This window comes from Nonomuraea sp. NPDC049714, from assembly GCF_044465295.1.
GTDB lineage: Bacteria > Actinomycetota > Actinomycetes > Streptosporangiales > Streptosporangiaceae > Nonomuraea.
The window spans coordinates 75,128-89,929 of record NZ_JBITLM010000010.1; the positions used below are offsets into that span (position 1 = coordinate 75,128).

Sequence of the window (14,802 nt, forward strand, 5' to 3'; positions counted from 1 at the left end):
CTTGGTCAGGTGCGCGTAAATTGTGTGGGAGCGATCATCTTCGACCCCTCGCGGCGGCTGCTCGTCATCCGGCGTGGCCGGCCTCCTGGCGAGGGGCTGTGGTCCCTGCCCGGCGGGCGGGTGGAGCCCGGCGAGACGGACGCCGCGGCCGTGCGGCGCGAGGTGCTGGAGGAGACGGGCCTGGTGGTGCGGGTGGGCGAGCTCGCGGGCGCGGTGGACCGGCCCGGCCTCGGCGGCGACATGTACGTCATCCGCGACTACCTCGCCACCGTGACCGGCGGCTCGCTCACCGCTGGGGACGACGCCGCCGACGCCCGCTGGTGCGCCCACGACGACCTGGTACGCCTCCCGCTCACGCCCGGCCTCCTGGACGCCCTGACCCTCTGGAACGTCCTGCCCGAGCACTGATCTCCAGCCGGGGACTATCGGCTGGCGGTGAGGGTGGAGGTCCACAGGATGAGGTGGTCGTCGCTGTAGGTCGTGGAGCGGCCCAGTGCCACCACCTCCTCGCCCGCCACCGTGACCGCCGTCAGCCACTGGCCGCCCGGACCGCCCAGCCGGTCCTGGGCCAGGTCCAAGCGGCTCCACGCCGAGCCGTCCTGGGAGATCCACGCCGCGCTGTCACCCTCGCCCGGCTCGCCGTGCCGGCCGACCGCGACGAGGCCCTGCTCCGCCGCCGCCAGGTCGTAGACCTCGGCCGCCCGCTCCGCCGGGAGCCAGGCCGTCGTCCAGGTGACCCCGTCGTCCTCGGAGACCGCGGAGAAGGCACGCCGGCCGCCGGTGGACGGCTGCGCGGTGCCGATCGCGACGAGCCGGTCCTGGAAGGCCGCCACCTGCCGCAGCCCCGCCGAGGTCGACTCCGGCGGCGCCACCCGCTTGCGGGCCTTCCAGTTGACGCCGTCCTCGGATACCCAGACCACGCCGCTCTCGTCCCCGCCGGCCCCCGCGCCGCCCACCGCCACATACCCGGCAGGGGTGGCCGCCAGGTCGTGGAGGCGCACGTTCGAGCCGCCCTGCGGGAGCTTCTTGGACCGGGTGAACCTGCGCAGGTCAGGGGTGAACCAGACGGCGGCGGAGACCGTACCGGAAGGTGCTCTGTCCTCGCCCGCCAGCACGTAGCCTTCCGGCCCCGCGGCGAGCACCCGCGCGTCGAGGTACGGGTGGTCGCCCGGACGCGCCAGGTCACCGGAGATCCCCACCCTCTTCCACTGGCGTCCGTCCCGGGAGGTGACCAGCAGCGGCTCGGTGACCTGCAAGGCCGTCTGCGTGCCGCCGACCGCCAGCCAGCCGCGGCGGCCGAAGGCGACGTCGTGCAGCTGCTGCGAGCCCTGGCCGCCGAGGCTGATGGACCTCCAGTCCTGCCAGTTCAGGCTGGTCCAGATGCCGGCGTCGCCCGACGCCGAGCCGACCGCGACGTACCTGCCCTCGTGGCCGGCCACCCTGCTGGTCTCGCGGGCCACCCTGGACAGGCCCGCCACCTGTTCGAGCCGGACGCGCGACGGCTTGCCCCGCGACGGCACGGTCATCAGGACGAGCTGGTTGTCCACGTCCGCCGCCGCCTGGTCGCCGCCCGCGAACAGGGTGCCGCCCCGCGAGATCGCGAACCCGCGCAGCGTCGCCCCCGCCAGGTCGCGGAGCTCCGCCCGCTCGTCCCAGTCGCGGCCGTCCGCGCTGTTCAGCACCGAATAGCCGCCCAGGCTCGCCTGGCTGATCGCGGCCACCCCGGACGCGTGCGAGATCAGCGACTCCACCCCGGGGCTCGTCCTGCTCAGACCGCCGATCGTGCCGCACTGCGACCACTCGGCACCGGTCGGCGAGCAGTAGACGCGCACGTCGCCCGCGATCGTCCGCTGCCGCGTCGGCACCAGCACGAACCGCTTCGGCGCCACCGCCAGCGAGCCGATCCTCGGCTGCGCCTCGGGCAGCTGGAAGCCGGTCGCCTGCCAGCTGCGCCCGCCGTCGGCCGAGCGGATGACCCGCGAGCCGTCGCCCTGCCCCGGCTGGGCCAGCGCCACCACGGTGTCACCCTTGGCGACCACCGCCTTCAGCTCCCCCACGCCCAGGCCGCGCGTCTCCACCCGCTCCCAGGCACGCCCATCCGCCGACCACCACGCGGCCGTCCCCGAACCGCCGTCCTGCTGGGCCACCCGGCCGACCGCGACGAATCCCGAGGCCGTCCTGGCGATGTCGTTGACCAGGTCACCGTCGCGGAAGGCGGCCAGACCGGCCGGTTCCACGGCCTGCCAGGTCAGCCCGTCGGCGCTGGTCCACATGCCACGCTCGGTCAGCCCGTCACCGCCGCTGGCCAGCCAGCGGCCCGCGCCGCCGACGACCCGCCGCACCGTGGGCGTGGTCGAGCCGGTCACCTTGCCGAGCTGCCACTTCTTGCCGTCCGGCGAGAACAGGAACAGCGGGCGCGGCGTCGGGCTCGTGGTGTCACTGCCCACGGCCACGACCGCGCCCCCCACCGCGACCACGTCGTTGAGCTTCTGGATCGAGCCCTGGCCGGTGGAGGCGGGGACGGTGAACAGGTCGTCCCCCGACCGCCCGGTGCCCGTGGCCAGGCTCAGCCCCGGATCCCCGGCGCCGCCCCACTGCCACACGAGCACCCCGCCCGCCACCAGCACGGCCAGCGCCACCGCCAGCACGACCGGGACGGGAACACCGCGCCGCCGCCGCATCGGGCCCGCCCGTCGAAGGGCGGCCGGCGCCGGCCCCCGGTGGTGCCTGCCGCTGGACGACCGCTCCGGCCCGGACGCGACCAGCAGATCCGGCCGCGTGGGCCGACCGCCGGGCGGCCGCCCCACCCGCCGCACCAACTCCTCGCCGTCATCCGCCTGCTCATCGGGCGGCCGTACGAACTCCTCGTCGTGCCCGAAGTCGTCATGCGCGGCGCCAGAGGCCCGCGCGACCTCCTCACCGGCGTACGGGGACGCTGCGTCAGGTGGGCGTACGGGGTCCTCGCCGGCATGGGCGGGCCCTGTGTCGGACGTCGATGTGGGGGCGGCGCCGGGGGCGGGTGGGCGGTGCGCCATGCGGTAGGGGGCCGTTCTGGGGTCGCGGCGGGCCGGCTGCTCGCGGACGTCAGGCGGCGCATCGGAGGACGGCGGCTCGGAGGGCGGCGGCTCGGAGGACGGGGGCTCGGAGGACGGGGGCTCGGAGGACGGCGGCTGGGAGGGCGGGGTGGTGGGGCGGGGTGGGCCGCTGGCGACGAGTTTGTCGGGGCGGTCGACCGTGCGGCGGCGGCGCGGCTCGACCTCGGGCTCCGCCGTCGGGGAGCTGTACGGTCTGCGGCCCTTCGGGGGGTCCTGGGGGTCCTCGGGGGTGGGTGCGGCGAAGGGCGGCATGCCCCAGGGTGAGCTCAGCGGCGGTGCGCCGGTCCTGTCGTCCGAGGGGCCGGGCGGGGAATGCCGGATCCTGGGCTCATCGGAAGGATGCCGATCCGGGGCGCGCCCGTCGTCAGCACGCGGATCGTCGTCACCCGGCGGTCGCCGTGGCGGTTCACTGGCGCCGGAGGCCACGCGCCGTACCTCCTAGTCGAACTCGTCGAGTTGGTGGAACCCGGGACTACTTTTACCCCGGCCGCCGGAAATGATCACCTCCGATTTTCTCGTACGTCCACAACGTCCAGAGCAGCATGCCGAAGCCGGAATGGCGAGAGCTCTCTAGCGAGATTCCCGGCACCCCTCGGACTTTTATCCGGAAATAGTGCTGATTGACCGCTTTCTTGTGAGGTAAAGCACCCCGATGATGAACACCCCGAGCTGCACCACCGTCCCCACCAGCGACTGCCACGGCACCGGCATCTCGTCCTGTTGAAGAGCGTCTTCGAGCTGCCCGGCCGCCGCGCTCAGCCCGAACGCCACCATGTTGTTCACCACGTGCAGGGCGATCGGCGCCTCCAACCCGCCGGTGCGCACCGCCAGGAACCCCATCGCCGCCCCGAAGGCGAACACGTCGACCAGCCCCGCCCACGAGTACCCGTGCAGCGACGCGAAGAGCGCCGAGCTGATCAGGATGCCCCACAGCGGATTGCGCAGCCGGGTCCCGAACGCCTGCAGGAACCACCCACGGAAGATGTACTCCTCCGTGGCCGCCTGGAACGGCACCAGCAGCACGATGACGATGAGCGCCGGCAGGAACCGCTCCCACCCGGTCCAGCCGAACATGCCGTCCACCGTCTCCCCGGTGGACGCCAGCGCGGCGAACTGCGCCGTCTGCCCCAGCGCGAGCGCCAGCACGGCCACGCCCGAGCAGCGCAGCAGCCACGACCAGCGCAGCCGCCCGGCCACCGAGGACAGCGTCCCGGGCGCGCGGCGCTGCACCAGCGCGACCGTACCGAACACCAGAGGGAGCACGGCCGAGAGCGACAGCAGCAACACCACCAGCCCGAACACCGGGTCGCTGGAGATCTGCTCCGGATCGGCCGGCGGCGGCGGGATCTCCAGCAGCAACGCCACGACGGCGCCCCCGCCGATCACCAGCACGCCGACGGTGAAGAAGCTCACCGCGACCAGCAGCGTGCCGACGACCTGACGCCACAGCTCACTCGCAGTGGTCCTGGCCAGGTGGTCATAACGGGCGCCGAGGGGCACCGGAAGAAACCACGACGGCCGTGGTGGCTGGGGTGGTGTGTATGGATAGGGCGGTTGCGCGCCGAACGGCGGATGAGACCCGGGGTTCTCCTGCATCTGTATATTCTGTCCGGCCGGTGCGCAATAGTTCACAGACGGTCGAGCTATTTCGGCGGATGCTCGGGGGGTAAGCATTTCGACCCTGGGAGAAGTCCATGTCAAGGCTGGGACCTATCGTCACCCTGACGGCGGGCGCCGTGCTCGCCTTGGGGCTGGGTGTCGCCAGCATCACGGCGACACCGGCGGCGGACAACACCGCCGCCACAGCGAACGACACAGAAACAGCGAGCCGAGCACCCGAGGAAACCCCTGAAGGCACCGAGACGGCGGCGGCCGAGCCGAGCCCGTCACCCACGGACACGCCCACGTTCGAGGAATCGACGCCTCCCGCGCCGAAGAAGGCCGACTACGCGGGCCGCGTCAAGGGCAACGGCGGCCTCATCGCCATCAGTCTGCGCAAGGGCAAGGCCGTCGGCTACTTCTGCGACGGCAAGATCGAGGCCTGGTTCAAGGGCGACGCGGGCAGCGGCGACCTCGAACTCGAAGGCTTCGGCGGCGCGAAGGTCACGGCCGAGCTGGCCGGCGGCAAGGCCACCGGCCAGGTCGCGGTCGGCGGCAAGAAGTGGAGCTTCGTCGCCCCCACCGCGGTGAAGCCCTCCGGCCTGTACCGGGCCAGCGCGATCGTCAGAGGCGCCAGGGTACGCGCCGGCTGGATCGTGCTGAAGCGGCCGCAGGGCGGCTTCACGCAGGTCGGCACCGCGTTCCAGGACGACAAGCGGGTGCCGATCCCCGAGCTGGACGGCGACTCGCCCACCAGCCCCGTATCCGTCAACGGCACGACCGTCACGCCTGAGGACGTCGACGGCTTCATCGAGGAGATGCGATGACCGCCATCCAGCGACCTCCGGCGCGTGACACCGCCTCCCTGCTGATGCCGCTGTTCGTCGGCGGCCTGATCATGGTCGCGCTCGGCGTCTACGGGCGCGTGCACCCGCCGACCGGGTTCGCGGTCGGCATCGCGGGCTTCTCCGCCGCGCTGCCGATGAAGGTGTGGCTGACGACGGGCGCGACCGTGCTCGCCGTGGTCCAGGTCGTGTCGGCCCTGTCCATGTGGGGCAGGCTCGGCATCGACATCCCGGCCGGCGTGCACCGCTGGTCCGGGAGGCTGGCCTTCCTGCTCACCATCCCGGTCGCCTTCCACTGCCTGTACGCCCTGGGCCTGCAGTACGACGCGCCACGGGTGTTGATCCACTCGGTGCTCGGCTGCTTCTTCTACGGGGTGTTCACCACGAAGTTGCTGTCGCTGCGCAAGCAGGACGCGCCGGGCTGGACGTTGCCGGTGCTGGGCGGGCTGGCGTTCACCGCGCTGGTCGGGCTCTGGCTGACCTCGTCCTTCTGGTTCTTCACCACGATCGGCTTCAAGGTCTAACCGTTCGGGCTGAACCGTTGCGTACGGCTCAGCCCGGCGGCCCGGCCCTTGGCCGCCACGACGAGCGCCATCTTGCGCGAGGCCTCGTCGATCATCTCGTCCCCCAGCATGACCGCGCCGCGCTTCTCGACCGTGGTGTAGTGCTCGTACGCCTCGATGATGAGCTCGGCGTGGTCATAATCCTCCTGCGACGGCGAGAACACCTCGTTGGCGGCGTCGATCTGCGACGGGTGCAGCACCCACTTGCCGTCGAAGCCGAGCGCCGCCGAGCGCCGGGCGACCCGCCGGTAGCCGTCGACGTCCTTGATCTGCAGGTACGGCCCGTCGATGACCTGGAGGTCGTGCATCCTGGCGGCCATGAGCAGCCTCATCAGGATGTAGTGGTAGGCGTCGCCCTCCTCGTAGCCGGGCGGCTGCTCGCCCACGACGAGCGTGCGCATGTTGATCGAGGCCATGAAGTCGGCCGGGCCGAACACCAGCGTCTCCAGCCGGGGCGACGATCCGGCGATGGCGTCGACGTTCACCAGGCCGCGCGCGTTCTCGATCTGCGCCTCGATGCCGATCCGGCCCACCTCGAAGCCCATGGTCTTCTCGATCTGGGTGAGCAGCGTGTCGAGCCAGACGACCTCGGTCGGGTCCTGCACCTTGGGCAGCATCAGGCAGTCGAGCCTGTCGCCGGCGCCCTCCACGATCTCGATCACATCGCGGTACGTCCACTGCGTCGTCAGGTCGTTGACCCGCACGACCCGGGTCTTGCCGGTCCAGTCGCCCTCGCGCAGGGCGGCCACGATGTTCTGCCGCGCCTCCTGCTTGGCCAGTGGCGCGACCGCGTCCTCCAGGTCGAGGAATACCTCGTCGACCGGCAGGCTCTGCGCCTTCTCAAGGAAGCGGGGGCTGCTGCCGGGGACTGCGAGTACGGACCGACGTGAGCGCATGCGCACACACGCTAGCGGCAACGTCCCCGCCCCGGCTCTCCGACCCTCGCGGAGGCCCTCGCGGAGGCCCTCGTGCAGGCTCTCGCGGAGGCTCTCGCGGAGGCCGGATACCGGGTTAGAGTCGTGCTGTGAGCGACCCCACAGCCGCCATCCAGGAAGGCGCCAAGAAGTCCGGCATCTGCTGGCTGGACCTGGACCGCCCCCGCCTGGCCTGGCACGCCTGGCACGACGGCTCCCTCTACGTGGTCACGGGCGGCCAGGAGCAGGACCTGCCCGGTCTCGCCGCGCTGGGCTCCGTCCGCGTCACGCTGCGCAGCAAGGACAACGGCGCCAGGCTGGTGGACTTCGAGGCCGCCGTCACGGTCGTGGACCAGTCGACGGTGGTGGACCAGTCGGCCGAGGCCGAGGCCATCGCCCTGCTCGCCAAGGAGCGGCTCAACGCCCGCGACAGCGAGCACCTCACCGAGCGCTGGGCCGAGAGCTCCACGGTCGTGCGGCTCACGCCTCAGCCGGTCCGCACCGGCTCCGCGAGCACCGCCGCCGGCTGACGGGCGACGGTGGCGGTCTGGGCGAGCAGCGCGCCCGACAGGACGATCAGGCCGCCGATGATCTGGAAGGCGCCGAGCGCCTCGCCCACCAGCACCCACGCCACCACGGCGCCGGCGATGACCTCCAGCGAGGCCACCGTGGCCCCGACCGCCGCCGACAGCCGGCGCACCGCGTTCACGCCGAGGATGTAGCCGGCCATCGTGGCGACGAGCACCATCCACAGATACGCGCCCAGCACCGGCAGGGTGGTGGCGCCGTCGGGCGTGGCGGTGGTGGTGAAGGCGCTCCACGGGATGTTCCACGGCTGGGAGAACGGCACGAGCACCACGGCCGCGCCCGTCATCCCCCAGGCGATCAGGCCGAGTGGGTCCACATCCGACCCGAAGCTATCGCTCATCAGGAAATATCCGGCGCAGCACGCGCCGGCCAGCAGCGCCAGGAGCAGGCCCAGCGCGTCCAGTTGGAGCCCGGCCCAGACCTCCACCACGATGGCCAGCCCGATCACCGCGATCACCGCGCCCACGTAGGCGGCGCGGGCGAGCCGTACCTTCTGCACGAACCGCACCCAGACCACCACCATCACCGGCGCCATGAACTCCAACAGCAACGCGACGCCCACCGGCAGCCGGGTGATCGCCGCGAAGTAGAGGGACTGCACCCCGGCCACGGCGACGATCGCGTACATCGCGAAGAACGGCAGCCGCTCGCGCGGGATCCGCAACGCCGACGGCTTCACCACGGCCAGTACGGCGATCAACAGGACCCCCGCCCCCGCCATGCGCACCCAGACGGCCTCCATCGGGGCCATCCCGGCGGCGATGAGATATTTCGCCATAGGGCCGGAGAAGGCGAAACAGACCGAGGACACGAAAGCGATCGCGAGCCCCGTATACCGCATGACACACCGCCGGAAAGTAAATGAGCGAAGTAATGAGCGTAGAAAACGTTTGATACTGACACGTCTCGGGTCCCAGGCGCAATGCCATGGCACTGTTAGCCTGGTTGACGTGCAGATCTTCGTGGCCCGCCTGGCCGGCACGCCGGTCTTCGACCCCGCCGGCGACAAGATCGGCCGCATCAGGGACGTCGTGACCGGACTGCGCGGCAGCCGGCCGCCGAGCGTCCACGGCATGGTGGTCGAGGTGCAACCACGTCGCAGGGTGTTCCTACCCATCACCCGGGTGCGGGGCATCGAGGCCGGCGCGGTCGTCTTCACCGGGCGGATCAACGTCCGCAGGTTCGAGCAGCGCGCCACCGAGACGCTGGTGATCGGCGAGATGCTGGATCTGACCGTCCGGGTGCACGGGCAGCCGGTGACCGTCTACGACGTGGCGATGACCGAGACCAGGCCGTCCACCTGGGAGATCACCAAGGTCGCCGTCTACCGCAGCAGGCGCAGACGCGACCCCGCGATCGTCGACTGGAGCGAGGTGTCGGGGTTCGACATCCTGCAGGAGGACCAGGGAGCCGCCGGGCTGATCGCCTCCTTCGAGTCCATGCGCGCCGCCGACATCGCCGGCGCCCTGCACGACCTGCCCGGCAAGCGGCGCATCGAGATCGCCCGCGCCCTCGACGACGAACGGCTCGCCGAGATCCTCGAAGAGCTGCCCCCCGGCGACCAGATCACCATCCTCGGCATGCTGGAGCCGGAGCGGGCCGCCGACGTGCTGGAGGAGATGGGTCCCGACGACGCCGCCGACGTGCTGCACGACCTGTCCGAGGAGAAGGCGGCCGAGTTGCTCGCGCTCATGGAGCCGCACGAGGCCGCCCCGGTGCGGCGGCTGCTCACCTACCCGCCCGACACCGCCGGCGGCATGATGACCACGGAGCCGGTGATCCTCCCGCCGAGCAGCACGGTGGCCGAGGCGCTCGCGCACATCCGCCAGCAGGACCTCCTGCCCGCCGTCGCCGCCCAGGTGTTCGTCACCAGGCCGCCCAACGAGACGCCCACGGGCGCCTACCTCGGCGTGACGCACTTCCAGCGGCTGCTGCGCGATCCGCCGTCCACGCTGCTGGGCGGCGTCATCGACCCGTCGATCGACCCGATCAAGCCCGAGTTCACGCTCCGGGAGGTCGCCTTCTACCTGGCCAACTACAACCTGGTCGCGGCTCCCGTCGTGGACGAGCTCAACAGGTTCGTCGGCGCCGTGACGGTCGACGACGTCCTCGACCACCTTCTCCCCGAAGACTGGCGCGAGGGGGCCCAGCAGTGACGACGGACCGCCTGGACCAGCCACGGGACCTGCGCCGCGCACGGCGGCCGCACTACGACCCGGAAGCGTTCGGCCGGCTGTCGGAGCGGATCGCCCGCTTCCTCGGCACGGCCCGCTTCCTGGTCTACATGACCGTCTTCGTGGCGATCTGGATCATCTGGAACGCCTCGGCCCCGGCCGGCCTCCAGTTCGACCCGTACCCGTTCATCTTCCTCACGCTCATGCTGTCGCTGCAGGCCTCCTACGCCGCGCCGCTCATCCTGCTCGCGCAGAACCGGCAGGACGACAGGGACCGCGTACAGTACGAGCACGACCGGGTGGCGGCCGAGCGCAACCGGGCCGACATCGAGTATCTGACCCGCGAGATCGCCGGGCTCCGGCTGGCCCTGAGCGAGGTGACGACCCGCGACTATCTGCGCTCGGAGCTCCAGCGGCTGGGAGAGGAGCTCGGGGAGCACCGGTGAGGCGGCTCCTCGTCGGGCAGGGGGGTCACGGAGTAACCTGGGAAGCTCGGTTCGCCCACGTGGATTACCGAGGCCGCTCCGCAGGTTCATACCATTGAGGGGCATCCTCAACTGGCGTCCAGCGCCTGTCCTACATATACCGGCAAAGGAGGGACGGCACCCCTCGGTCATGGGTGTGCCGAGACTTCGATGGCACCAACCCAGGAACAGGTGACGGCCGCCCTCGCCACCGTCATCGACCCCGAGATCCGTCGCCCGATCACCGACCTCGGCATGGTCAAGAGCATCGACATCGCCGCGGACGGCAAGGTCGGCGTCGGGATCTACCTCACGGTGTCCGGCTGTCCGATGAAGGACACCATCCGCCGCGACGTCAACGCCGCGGTGGCCAAGCTCGACGGCGTCACCGCCGTCGAGATCGAGCTCGACGTCATGAGCACCGAGCAGCGCAAGAAGCTGCAGACGACGCTGCGCGGCGACCGGGGTCCGGAGAAGGAGATCCCCTTCAACCAGCCGGGCTCGCTGACCCGCGTCTTCGCGGTGGCCAGCGGCAAGGGCGGCGTCGGCAAGTCCTCCGTCACCGTCAACCTGGCCGCCTCCATGGCCGCGAACGGGCTCAAGGTCGGCATCGTCGACGCCGACATCTACGGCCACAGCATCCCGCGCATGCTCGGCGCCGCCGAACGGCCCACCAAGGTCGAAGACATGATCATGCCGCCGGTGGCGCATGACATCAAGGTCATCTCGGTCGGCATGTTCAAGCCGCCGGGCAACAGCGCCGTGGTGTGGCGCGGCCCGATGCTCGACCGCGCCCTGCACCAGTTCCTCGCCGACGTCTACTGGGGCGATCTCGACGTCCTGCTGCTCGACCTGCCGCCCGGCACCGGCGACATCGCCATCTCGGTGGCCCAGCGGCTGCCGTCGGCCGAGATCCTGGTCGTCACCACCCCGCAGATGGCCGCCGCCGAGGTGGCCGAGCGGGCGGGCTCCATCGCCGCTCAGACCCACCAGCAGATCGCCGGCGTCATCGAGAACATGGCCTGGCTGCCCTGCCCCCACTGCGACGACCGCATCAACGTCTTCGGCGAGGGCGGCGGCCAGACGGTCGCCGACGCGCTCACCCGCACCCTCGGCACCCGCGTCCCCCTCCTCGGCCAGGTCCCCATCGACCTGCGCCTGCGCGAGGGCGGCGACGAAGGCAAGCCGCTGGTCCTGACCGACCCCGACTCGCCCGCCGCGTCGGAGCTGCGCCAGATCGCCGACCGGCTGAGCAAGCGCTCCTCCAGCCTCAAGGGCCTCCAGTTGGGCCTCGCCCCCAACCGCGCCTGACCGCCCACGCCCGGCCCGCCCCTCCTCGGAGGGGCTCATGGGGAAGGCCCTCCCGGAATGTCCGGGAGGGCCTTCACATGTTCAGCGGCGGCAGGTCTCAGGTGGCTTCGGAGTCGTACGGGGGGATCTCGCCGAAGCCCAGCTCGCCCCCGGGAGCGCCCGCGTAGGCGGGCGCGGGGTCCAGCTCGGGCTTGGCGTTCCAGTCGTCCTCGACGTCGTCCAGGAGATGCTTGCGTACGAAGTTGCGCGGGTTGAGGTCGGCCGGGTCGAAGTCGGAGAACTCCGGGCCCAGGCCCGCACGCAGGTCGTCGCGCGCGTTGTTGGCCATCCGGCGCAGGTTGCGCAGCGTCCGGCCGGCCTGGGAAGCCACTTCCGGCAACTTCTTCGGACCGAAGACCAGCAACGCGATGATGATCAGCGCGCCGATTTCCATCCAGCCAAGTCCGAACACCTGAGCTCCTAGCAGTCCACCGCCCCGAGGAATCGGCCTCGGCCTATCCCCAGGGTAAGGGCTGTCCGGCGTGAGCCGGCCTCTCCTGCCGGTACCAATTCACCACACACAGGGCAAAAGCCTTTTGGGCCCCGTCCGGACCCCCTAACCCCCATAGCGGGCGGGCGTGTCAGGACGGGGTGGGCGCTGGTTCCTCGTCGGCGCTCACCGTCAGGGTCGCCGTGTGCTCCTCGTTGTCGCGCTCGTACTTGATGGTGAGCTTGGCGCCGGGCGCCTTGCTGCGGATCAGCGCGATCAGCTCGTTGCCGTCCTGCAGGCGTACGCTGTCGATCTCCACGATCACGTCGCCGGGCTTGAGGCCCGCCTGGTGGGCGGGGCCGTCCTTGTCCACCGACGGCCGGCCGCCCAGGTTGCCGGTGGCGATGCGGACGCCTTCGCCGGTGTACTCCCGGTCCAGCACGATGCCGATCTTGGGGCGCTTGGCCTTGCCCGTGGTGACCAGCTCCTGCGCCACGCGGCGGGCCTGGTTGACCGGGATGGCGAAGCCGAGGCCGATGCTGCCGCTCTGGTTGGTCATGGAGCGGCTCAGGGTGGCGATGGCGGAGTTGACGCCGATGACCTCGCCGTTGCCGTTGACCAGCGGGCCGCCCGAGTTGCCGGGGTTGATGGCCGCGTCGGTCTGGATGGCGCTGATGTAGGCGGGCTCCTCGCCGCTGGCGCCGCTCTCGTCGCCCGCGATGACCGGGCGGTTCATGGAGCTGACGATGCCGGTGGTGACCGTGCCCGTCAGGCCCAGCGGCGAGCCGATCGCGATCACCGGGTCGCCGACGACGACCTGGTCGGAGTTGCCGAGCCTGGCCTCCGGGGTGCCGAAGGTCTCCTCGGGCTTGACCACGGCCAGGTCGGAGCCGGGGTCACGGCCGACGATGCGGGCGGTCGTGGTCTTGCGGTTGTTGAACATGATCTTGATCACGCCGTCCTTGGCGGCCAGGGCGACCACGTGGTTGTTGGTCACCACGTACCCGTCCTTGATCAGGAAGCCTGAGCCGCTCGCGCCCTCGGTGTTGCCGCCGTTGCCGACTTCGAGGGAGACCACGCTGGGCAGCACCCGGGAGGCGACACCGGCGACGGAGTCGGGCGCCCGGTTGGTGGCGCCGGTCGGCGCCTGGGGAAGGCTGTAGCTGGGGTCGGTGCCGCCGCTCGGCCTGGTCAGCAGGTACGTCCCCGCGCTGCCGAGCAGGGACGCGGTGAGCGCGATGACCGTGGCGAGCACGACGAGGAACGCGGTGCTGGGACCGCGCCTGCCCGCGGCCGTGGCGCCGCCCGGCGAGCCGCCCGGAGGCGGTGGCGCCCAGGCCGGCCCCATGCCGAGGGCGTTCGGCGGTGGGGGCGGGATGCTGCCGCGGCCCTGGTTGCCGAAGAACGGCCACTCCGAGGTGCCGTAGTTCGAGCCTCCGGGGTTGCCGAAACCGTCACCCCGCGGATCGCCGAACGTCTGGGTCTCGCCGCTCGGATGGCCGAAACCGGGGCCTTCCCCGCTGGGGCTGCCGAAGGAGGGACCGGGGCCGAAGGCGGAGTCGTCACCACCGGGCCGCTGAAAGGCGGAGTCGTCACCGCCAGGCCGCTGAAAGGCGGAGTCGTCGCCACCGGGCCGCTGGAACGGGGATCTTTCACCACCGCCGGGCCGGAAAGCCGGGCCTTCACCACCCGGGGACTGGAAGGCGGGGCTCTCACCGCTGGGCCGGAAGGACGGGCCTTCGCCGCCGGGCGGTGGGAAGGCGGAGTTCTCGGCGCCGGTCCGGAAGGACGGGCCGTCGTTGCCGGGGGGTCTGGCGAACGGGTTGTCGCCGCTGAAGGACGGGTTCGCCCCGAAGGCGGGGCCGTCGTACGCGCGGGTGTCGCCACGGCGGGCGCCGAACGCGTTGTCGTCGTAGGAGTTGCCGCTGCCCGAGGGGTCGCCCCACGGACTGCCGGATGGCTCGCCGGACTGCTCCGGCTGCCCACCCGCCGGCAGGAACTCCGGCCTTCCCTGTGGCCCGGAGCTGTCCGACGGCGTGCGTCCTTCGGTGGGGCGCGTCTCGTCGGTCATCTAGTTCTCACCACTCCTTGCTCGGACACCGCAATCATGGCGGGATCGGCATACGAGAGTCGTAAAGCAGTTGTCAGTAAATGCTCTGACAAATCCCGATCTCAGATCGTATGCCCCCCACACCACGGACTACGCCATCACGAGTATCCCAGCAGGGCCGGGCTTTCAGGGTGTGGCGGTGGACGGCGGGGCTGTCGGCGTCACCGAGGGCGGCTGCTGCACCCGCTTGACCAGCTCGACCGCCGGCGGCGTGCCCTGCTGCCCGGCGCCGGACACGGCGAAGAACGTGCCGAGCGCGACGGCCGCGGACACCACGCTGACCGCCACGTAGGTGGTGCGGCGGCTTCTACCGCCGCGGCCCGGACCCGAAGAAGCGCCACCATGGGCGCCCCTTCCCGGGCGGTTGTCCAAAGGGGCGATGCTGTGCGGCCCAGGGATCGGCACGCCGCCGAACGTCCGGGTAGGGAAAGGCCGCTCCCGGGGCGGCAACGGCCCGCCGGGCTCGGACATGCGCAGGAGCGACATCGTGAGATCGGCCGGCATCGGCGGATGGTCCATCGAGCGCAGGCGCGACTTGAGCGCCCGCGTCGAGTCCACCTCCCGCCTGCAGTCGGCGCAGAACGTCAGATGGGCAAGGGCGCGTTCGCGCTCGGCGTGATTGAGCTCGCCGTCCACGAGCGCGGATACACGTTCACCAAGATGAGCCATG

At 71.4% G+C, this 14,802-nt stretch carries 14 protein-coding genes; 7 read left to right on the forward strand and 7 right to left on the reverse strand.

The window, feature by feature from the left end:
* The first annotated feature begins 24 nt into the window (after positions 1 to 24).
* Positions 25 to 408, forward strand: a complete 384-nt coding sequence (locus tag ACIBQX_RS33610; RefSeq protein WP_397011681.1) for an NUDIX hydrolase — start codon at positions 25 to 27, stop codon at positions 406 to 408.
* 14 nt (positions 409 to 422) lie between these two features.
* Here ACIBQX_RS33610 and ACIBQX_RS33615 read toward each other — a convergent pair whose 3' ends face one another.
* On the reverse strand, positions 423 to 3,347 hold the full coding sequence (locus ACIBQX_RS33615) for a hypothetical protein (protein WP_397011682.1): 2,925 nt from the start codon (positions 3,345 to 3,347) through the stop codon (positions 423 to 425).
* A 348-nt stretch (positions 3,348 to 3,695) separates the two neighbouring features.
* Positions 3,696 to 4,595, reverse strand: coding sequence for a lysostaphin resistance A-like protein (locus ACIBQX_RS33620; RefSeq protein ID WP_397011684.1), 900 nt, complete (start codon positions 4,593 to 4,595; stop codon positions 3,696 to 3,698).
* 194 nt (positions 4,596 to 4,789) lie between these two features.
* Between ACIBQX_RS33620 and ACIBQX_RS33625 the strand changes: the two genes are divergently transcribed.
* Together ACIBQX_RS33625 and ACIBQX_RS33630 are read left to right on the forward strand one after the other, a co-directional pair.
* Positions 4,790 to 5,521 carry a hypothetical protein gene (locus ACIBQX_RS33625; RefSeq protein ID WP_397011686.1) on the forward strand — a complete coding sequence of 244 codons (732 nt, stop codon included), beginning with the start codon at positions 4,790 to 4,792 and terminating at the stop codon, positions 5,519 to 5,521.
* The gene (locus tag ACIBQX_RS33630) at positions 5,518 to 6,063 is read left to right on the forward strand and encodes a DUF6529 family protein (RefSeq protein WP_397011688.1); all 546 of its coding nucleotides are present in this window, start codon (positions 5,518 to 5,520) and stop codon (positions 6,061 to 6,063) included. Before ACIBQX_RS33625 ends, ACIBQX_RS33630 begins: the two co-directional genes overlap by 4 nt.
* Here the strand turns inward: ACIBQX_RS33630 and ACIBQX_RS33635 are convergent.
* Entirely contained in the window at positions 6,060 to 6,998 is a 939-nt protein-coding gene (locus ACIBQX_RS33635) for an HpcH/HpaI aldolase/citrate lyase family protein (RefSeq protein WP_397011690.1), read from the reverse strand. The two genes, ACIBQX_RS33630 and ACIBQX_RS33635, sit on opposite strands and share 4 nt — an antisense overlap.
* A gap of 128 nt (positions 6,999 to 7,126) precedes the next feature.
* Between ACIBQX_RS33635 and ACIBQX_RS33640 the strand changes: the two genes are divergently transcribed.
* Positions 7,127 to 7,546: a hypothetical protein gene (locus tag ACIBQX_RS33640; protein WP_397011692.1), complete on the forward strand. Its 420-nt coding sequence runs from the start codon at positions 7,127 to 7,129 to the stop codon at positions 7,544 to 7,546.
* Here the strand turns inward: ACIBQX_RS33640 and ACIBQX_RS33645 are convergent.
* On the reverse strand, positions 7,504 to 8,445 hold the full coding sequence (locus ACIBQX_RS33645) for an EamA family transporter (RefSeq protein WP_397011694.1): 942 nt from the start codon (positions 8,443 to 8,445) through the stop codon (positions 7,504 to 7,506). The two genes, ACIBQX_RS33640 and ACIBQX_RS33645, sit on opposite strands and share 43 nt — an antisense overlap.
* 109 nt (positions 8,446 to 8,554) lie before the next feature.
* On the opposite strand from ACIBQX_RS33645, the gene ACIBQX_RS33650 reads away from it, so the two are divergent.
* The 3 genes from ACIBQX_RS33650 (at position 8,555) to ACIBQX_RS33660 (ending at position 11,553) form a co-directional block, all read left to right on the forward strand.
* Positions 8,555 to 9,760 (forward strand): magnesium transporter MgtE N-terminal domain-containing protein, encoded by a 1,206-nt coding sequence (locus ACIBQX_RS33650; protein WP_397011696.1) that lies wholly within the window; start codon positions 8,555 to 8,557, stop codon positions 9,758 to 9,760.
* Entirely contained in the window at positions 9,757 to 10,224 is a 468-nt protein-coding gene (locus ACIBQX_RS33655) for a DUF1003 domain-containing protein (protein WP_397011698.1), read from the forward strand. Before ACIBQX_RS33650 ends, ACIBQX_RS33655 begins: the two co-directional genes overlap by 4 nt.
* Before the next feature lie 189 nt (positions 10,225 to 10,413).
* A complete protein-coding gene (locus ACIBQX_RS33660; RefSeq protein ID WP_397011700.1) occupies positions 10,414 to 11,553 on the forward strand; it encodes an Mrp/NBP35 family ATP-binding protein in 1,140 nt (379 codons plus the stop codon).
* Positions 11,554 to 11,650: 97 nt separating this feature from the next.
* On the opposite strand, the gene ACIBQX_RS33665 is transcribed toward ACIBQX_RS33660, so the two are convergent.
* The 3 genes from ACIBQX_RS33665 to ACIBQX_RS33675 form a co-directional block, all read right to left on the reverse strand.
* Positions 11,651 to 12,004 (reverse strand): sec-independent translocase, encoded by a 354-nt coding sequence (locus ACIBQX_RS33665; RefSeq protein ID WP_397011702.1) that lies wholly within the window; start codon positions 12,002 to 12,004, stop codon positions 11,651 to 11,653.
* A gap of 169 nt (positions 12,005 to 12,173) precedes the next feature.
* Positions 12,174 to 14,093 (reverse strand): trypsin-like peptidase domain-containing protein, encoded by a 1,920-nt coding sequence (locus tag ACIBQX_RS33670; RefSeq protein ID WP_397011704.1) that lies wholly within the window; start codon positions 14,091 to 14,093, stop codon positions 12,174 to 12,176.
* A 165-nt stretch (positions 14,094 to 14,258) separates the two neighbouring features.
* Positions 14,259 to 14,801 carry an anti-sigma factor family protein gene (locus ACIBQX_RS33675; protein WP_397011706.1) on the reverse strand — a complete coding sequence of 181 codons (543 nt, stop codon included), beginning with the start codon at positions 14,799 to 14,801 and terminating at the stop codon, positions 14,259 to 14,261.
* Position 14,802: the final 1 nt, after the last annotated feature.

Bases quoted from the DNA above. Each gene is read 5' to 3' on its own strand.
- ACIBQX_RS33660 (WP_397011700.1), top strand. From the start codon at position 10,414: ATGGCACCAACCCAGGAACAGGTGACGGCCGCCCTCGCCACCGTCATC.
- ACIBQX_RS33635 (WP_397011690.1), bottom strand. From the start codon at position 6,998: ATGCGCTCACGTCGGTCCGTACTCGCAGTCCCCGGCAGCAGCCCCCGC.
- ACIBQX_RS33615 (WP_397011682.1), bottom strand. From the start codon at position 3,347: ATGCCGCCCTTCGCCGCACCCACCCCCGAGGACCCCCAGGACCCCCCG.
- ACIBQX_RS33645 (WP_397011694.1), bottom strand. From the start codon at position 8,445: ATGCGGTATACGGGGCTCGCGATCGCTTTCGTGTCCTCGGTCTGTTTC.
- ACIBQX_RS33630 (WP_397011688.1), top strand. From the start codon at position 5,518: ATGACCGCCATCCAGCGACCTCCGGCGCGTGACACCGCCTCCCTGCTG.
- ACIBQX_RS33625 (WP_397011686.1), top strand. From the start codon at position 4,790: ATGTCAAGGCTGGGACCTATCGTCACCCTGACGGCGGGCGCCGTGCTC.
- ACIBQX_RS33675 (WP_397011706.1), bottom strand. From the start codon at position 14,801: ATGGCTCATCTTGGTGAACGTGTATCCGCGCTCGTGGACGGCGAGCTC.
- ACIBQX_RS33670 (WP_397011704.1), bottom strand. From the start codon at position 14,093: ATGACCGACGAGACGCGCCCCACCGAAGGACGCACGCCGTCGGACAGC.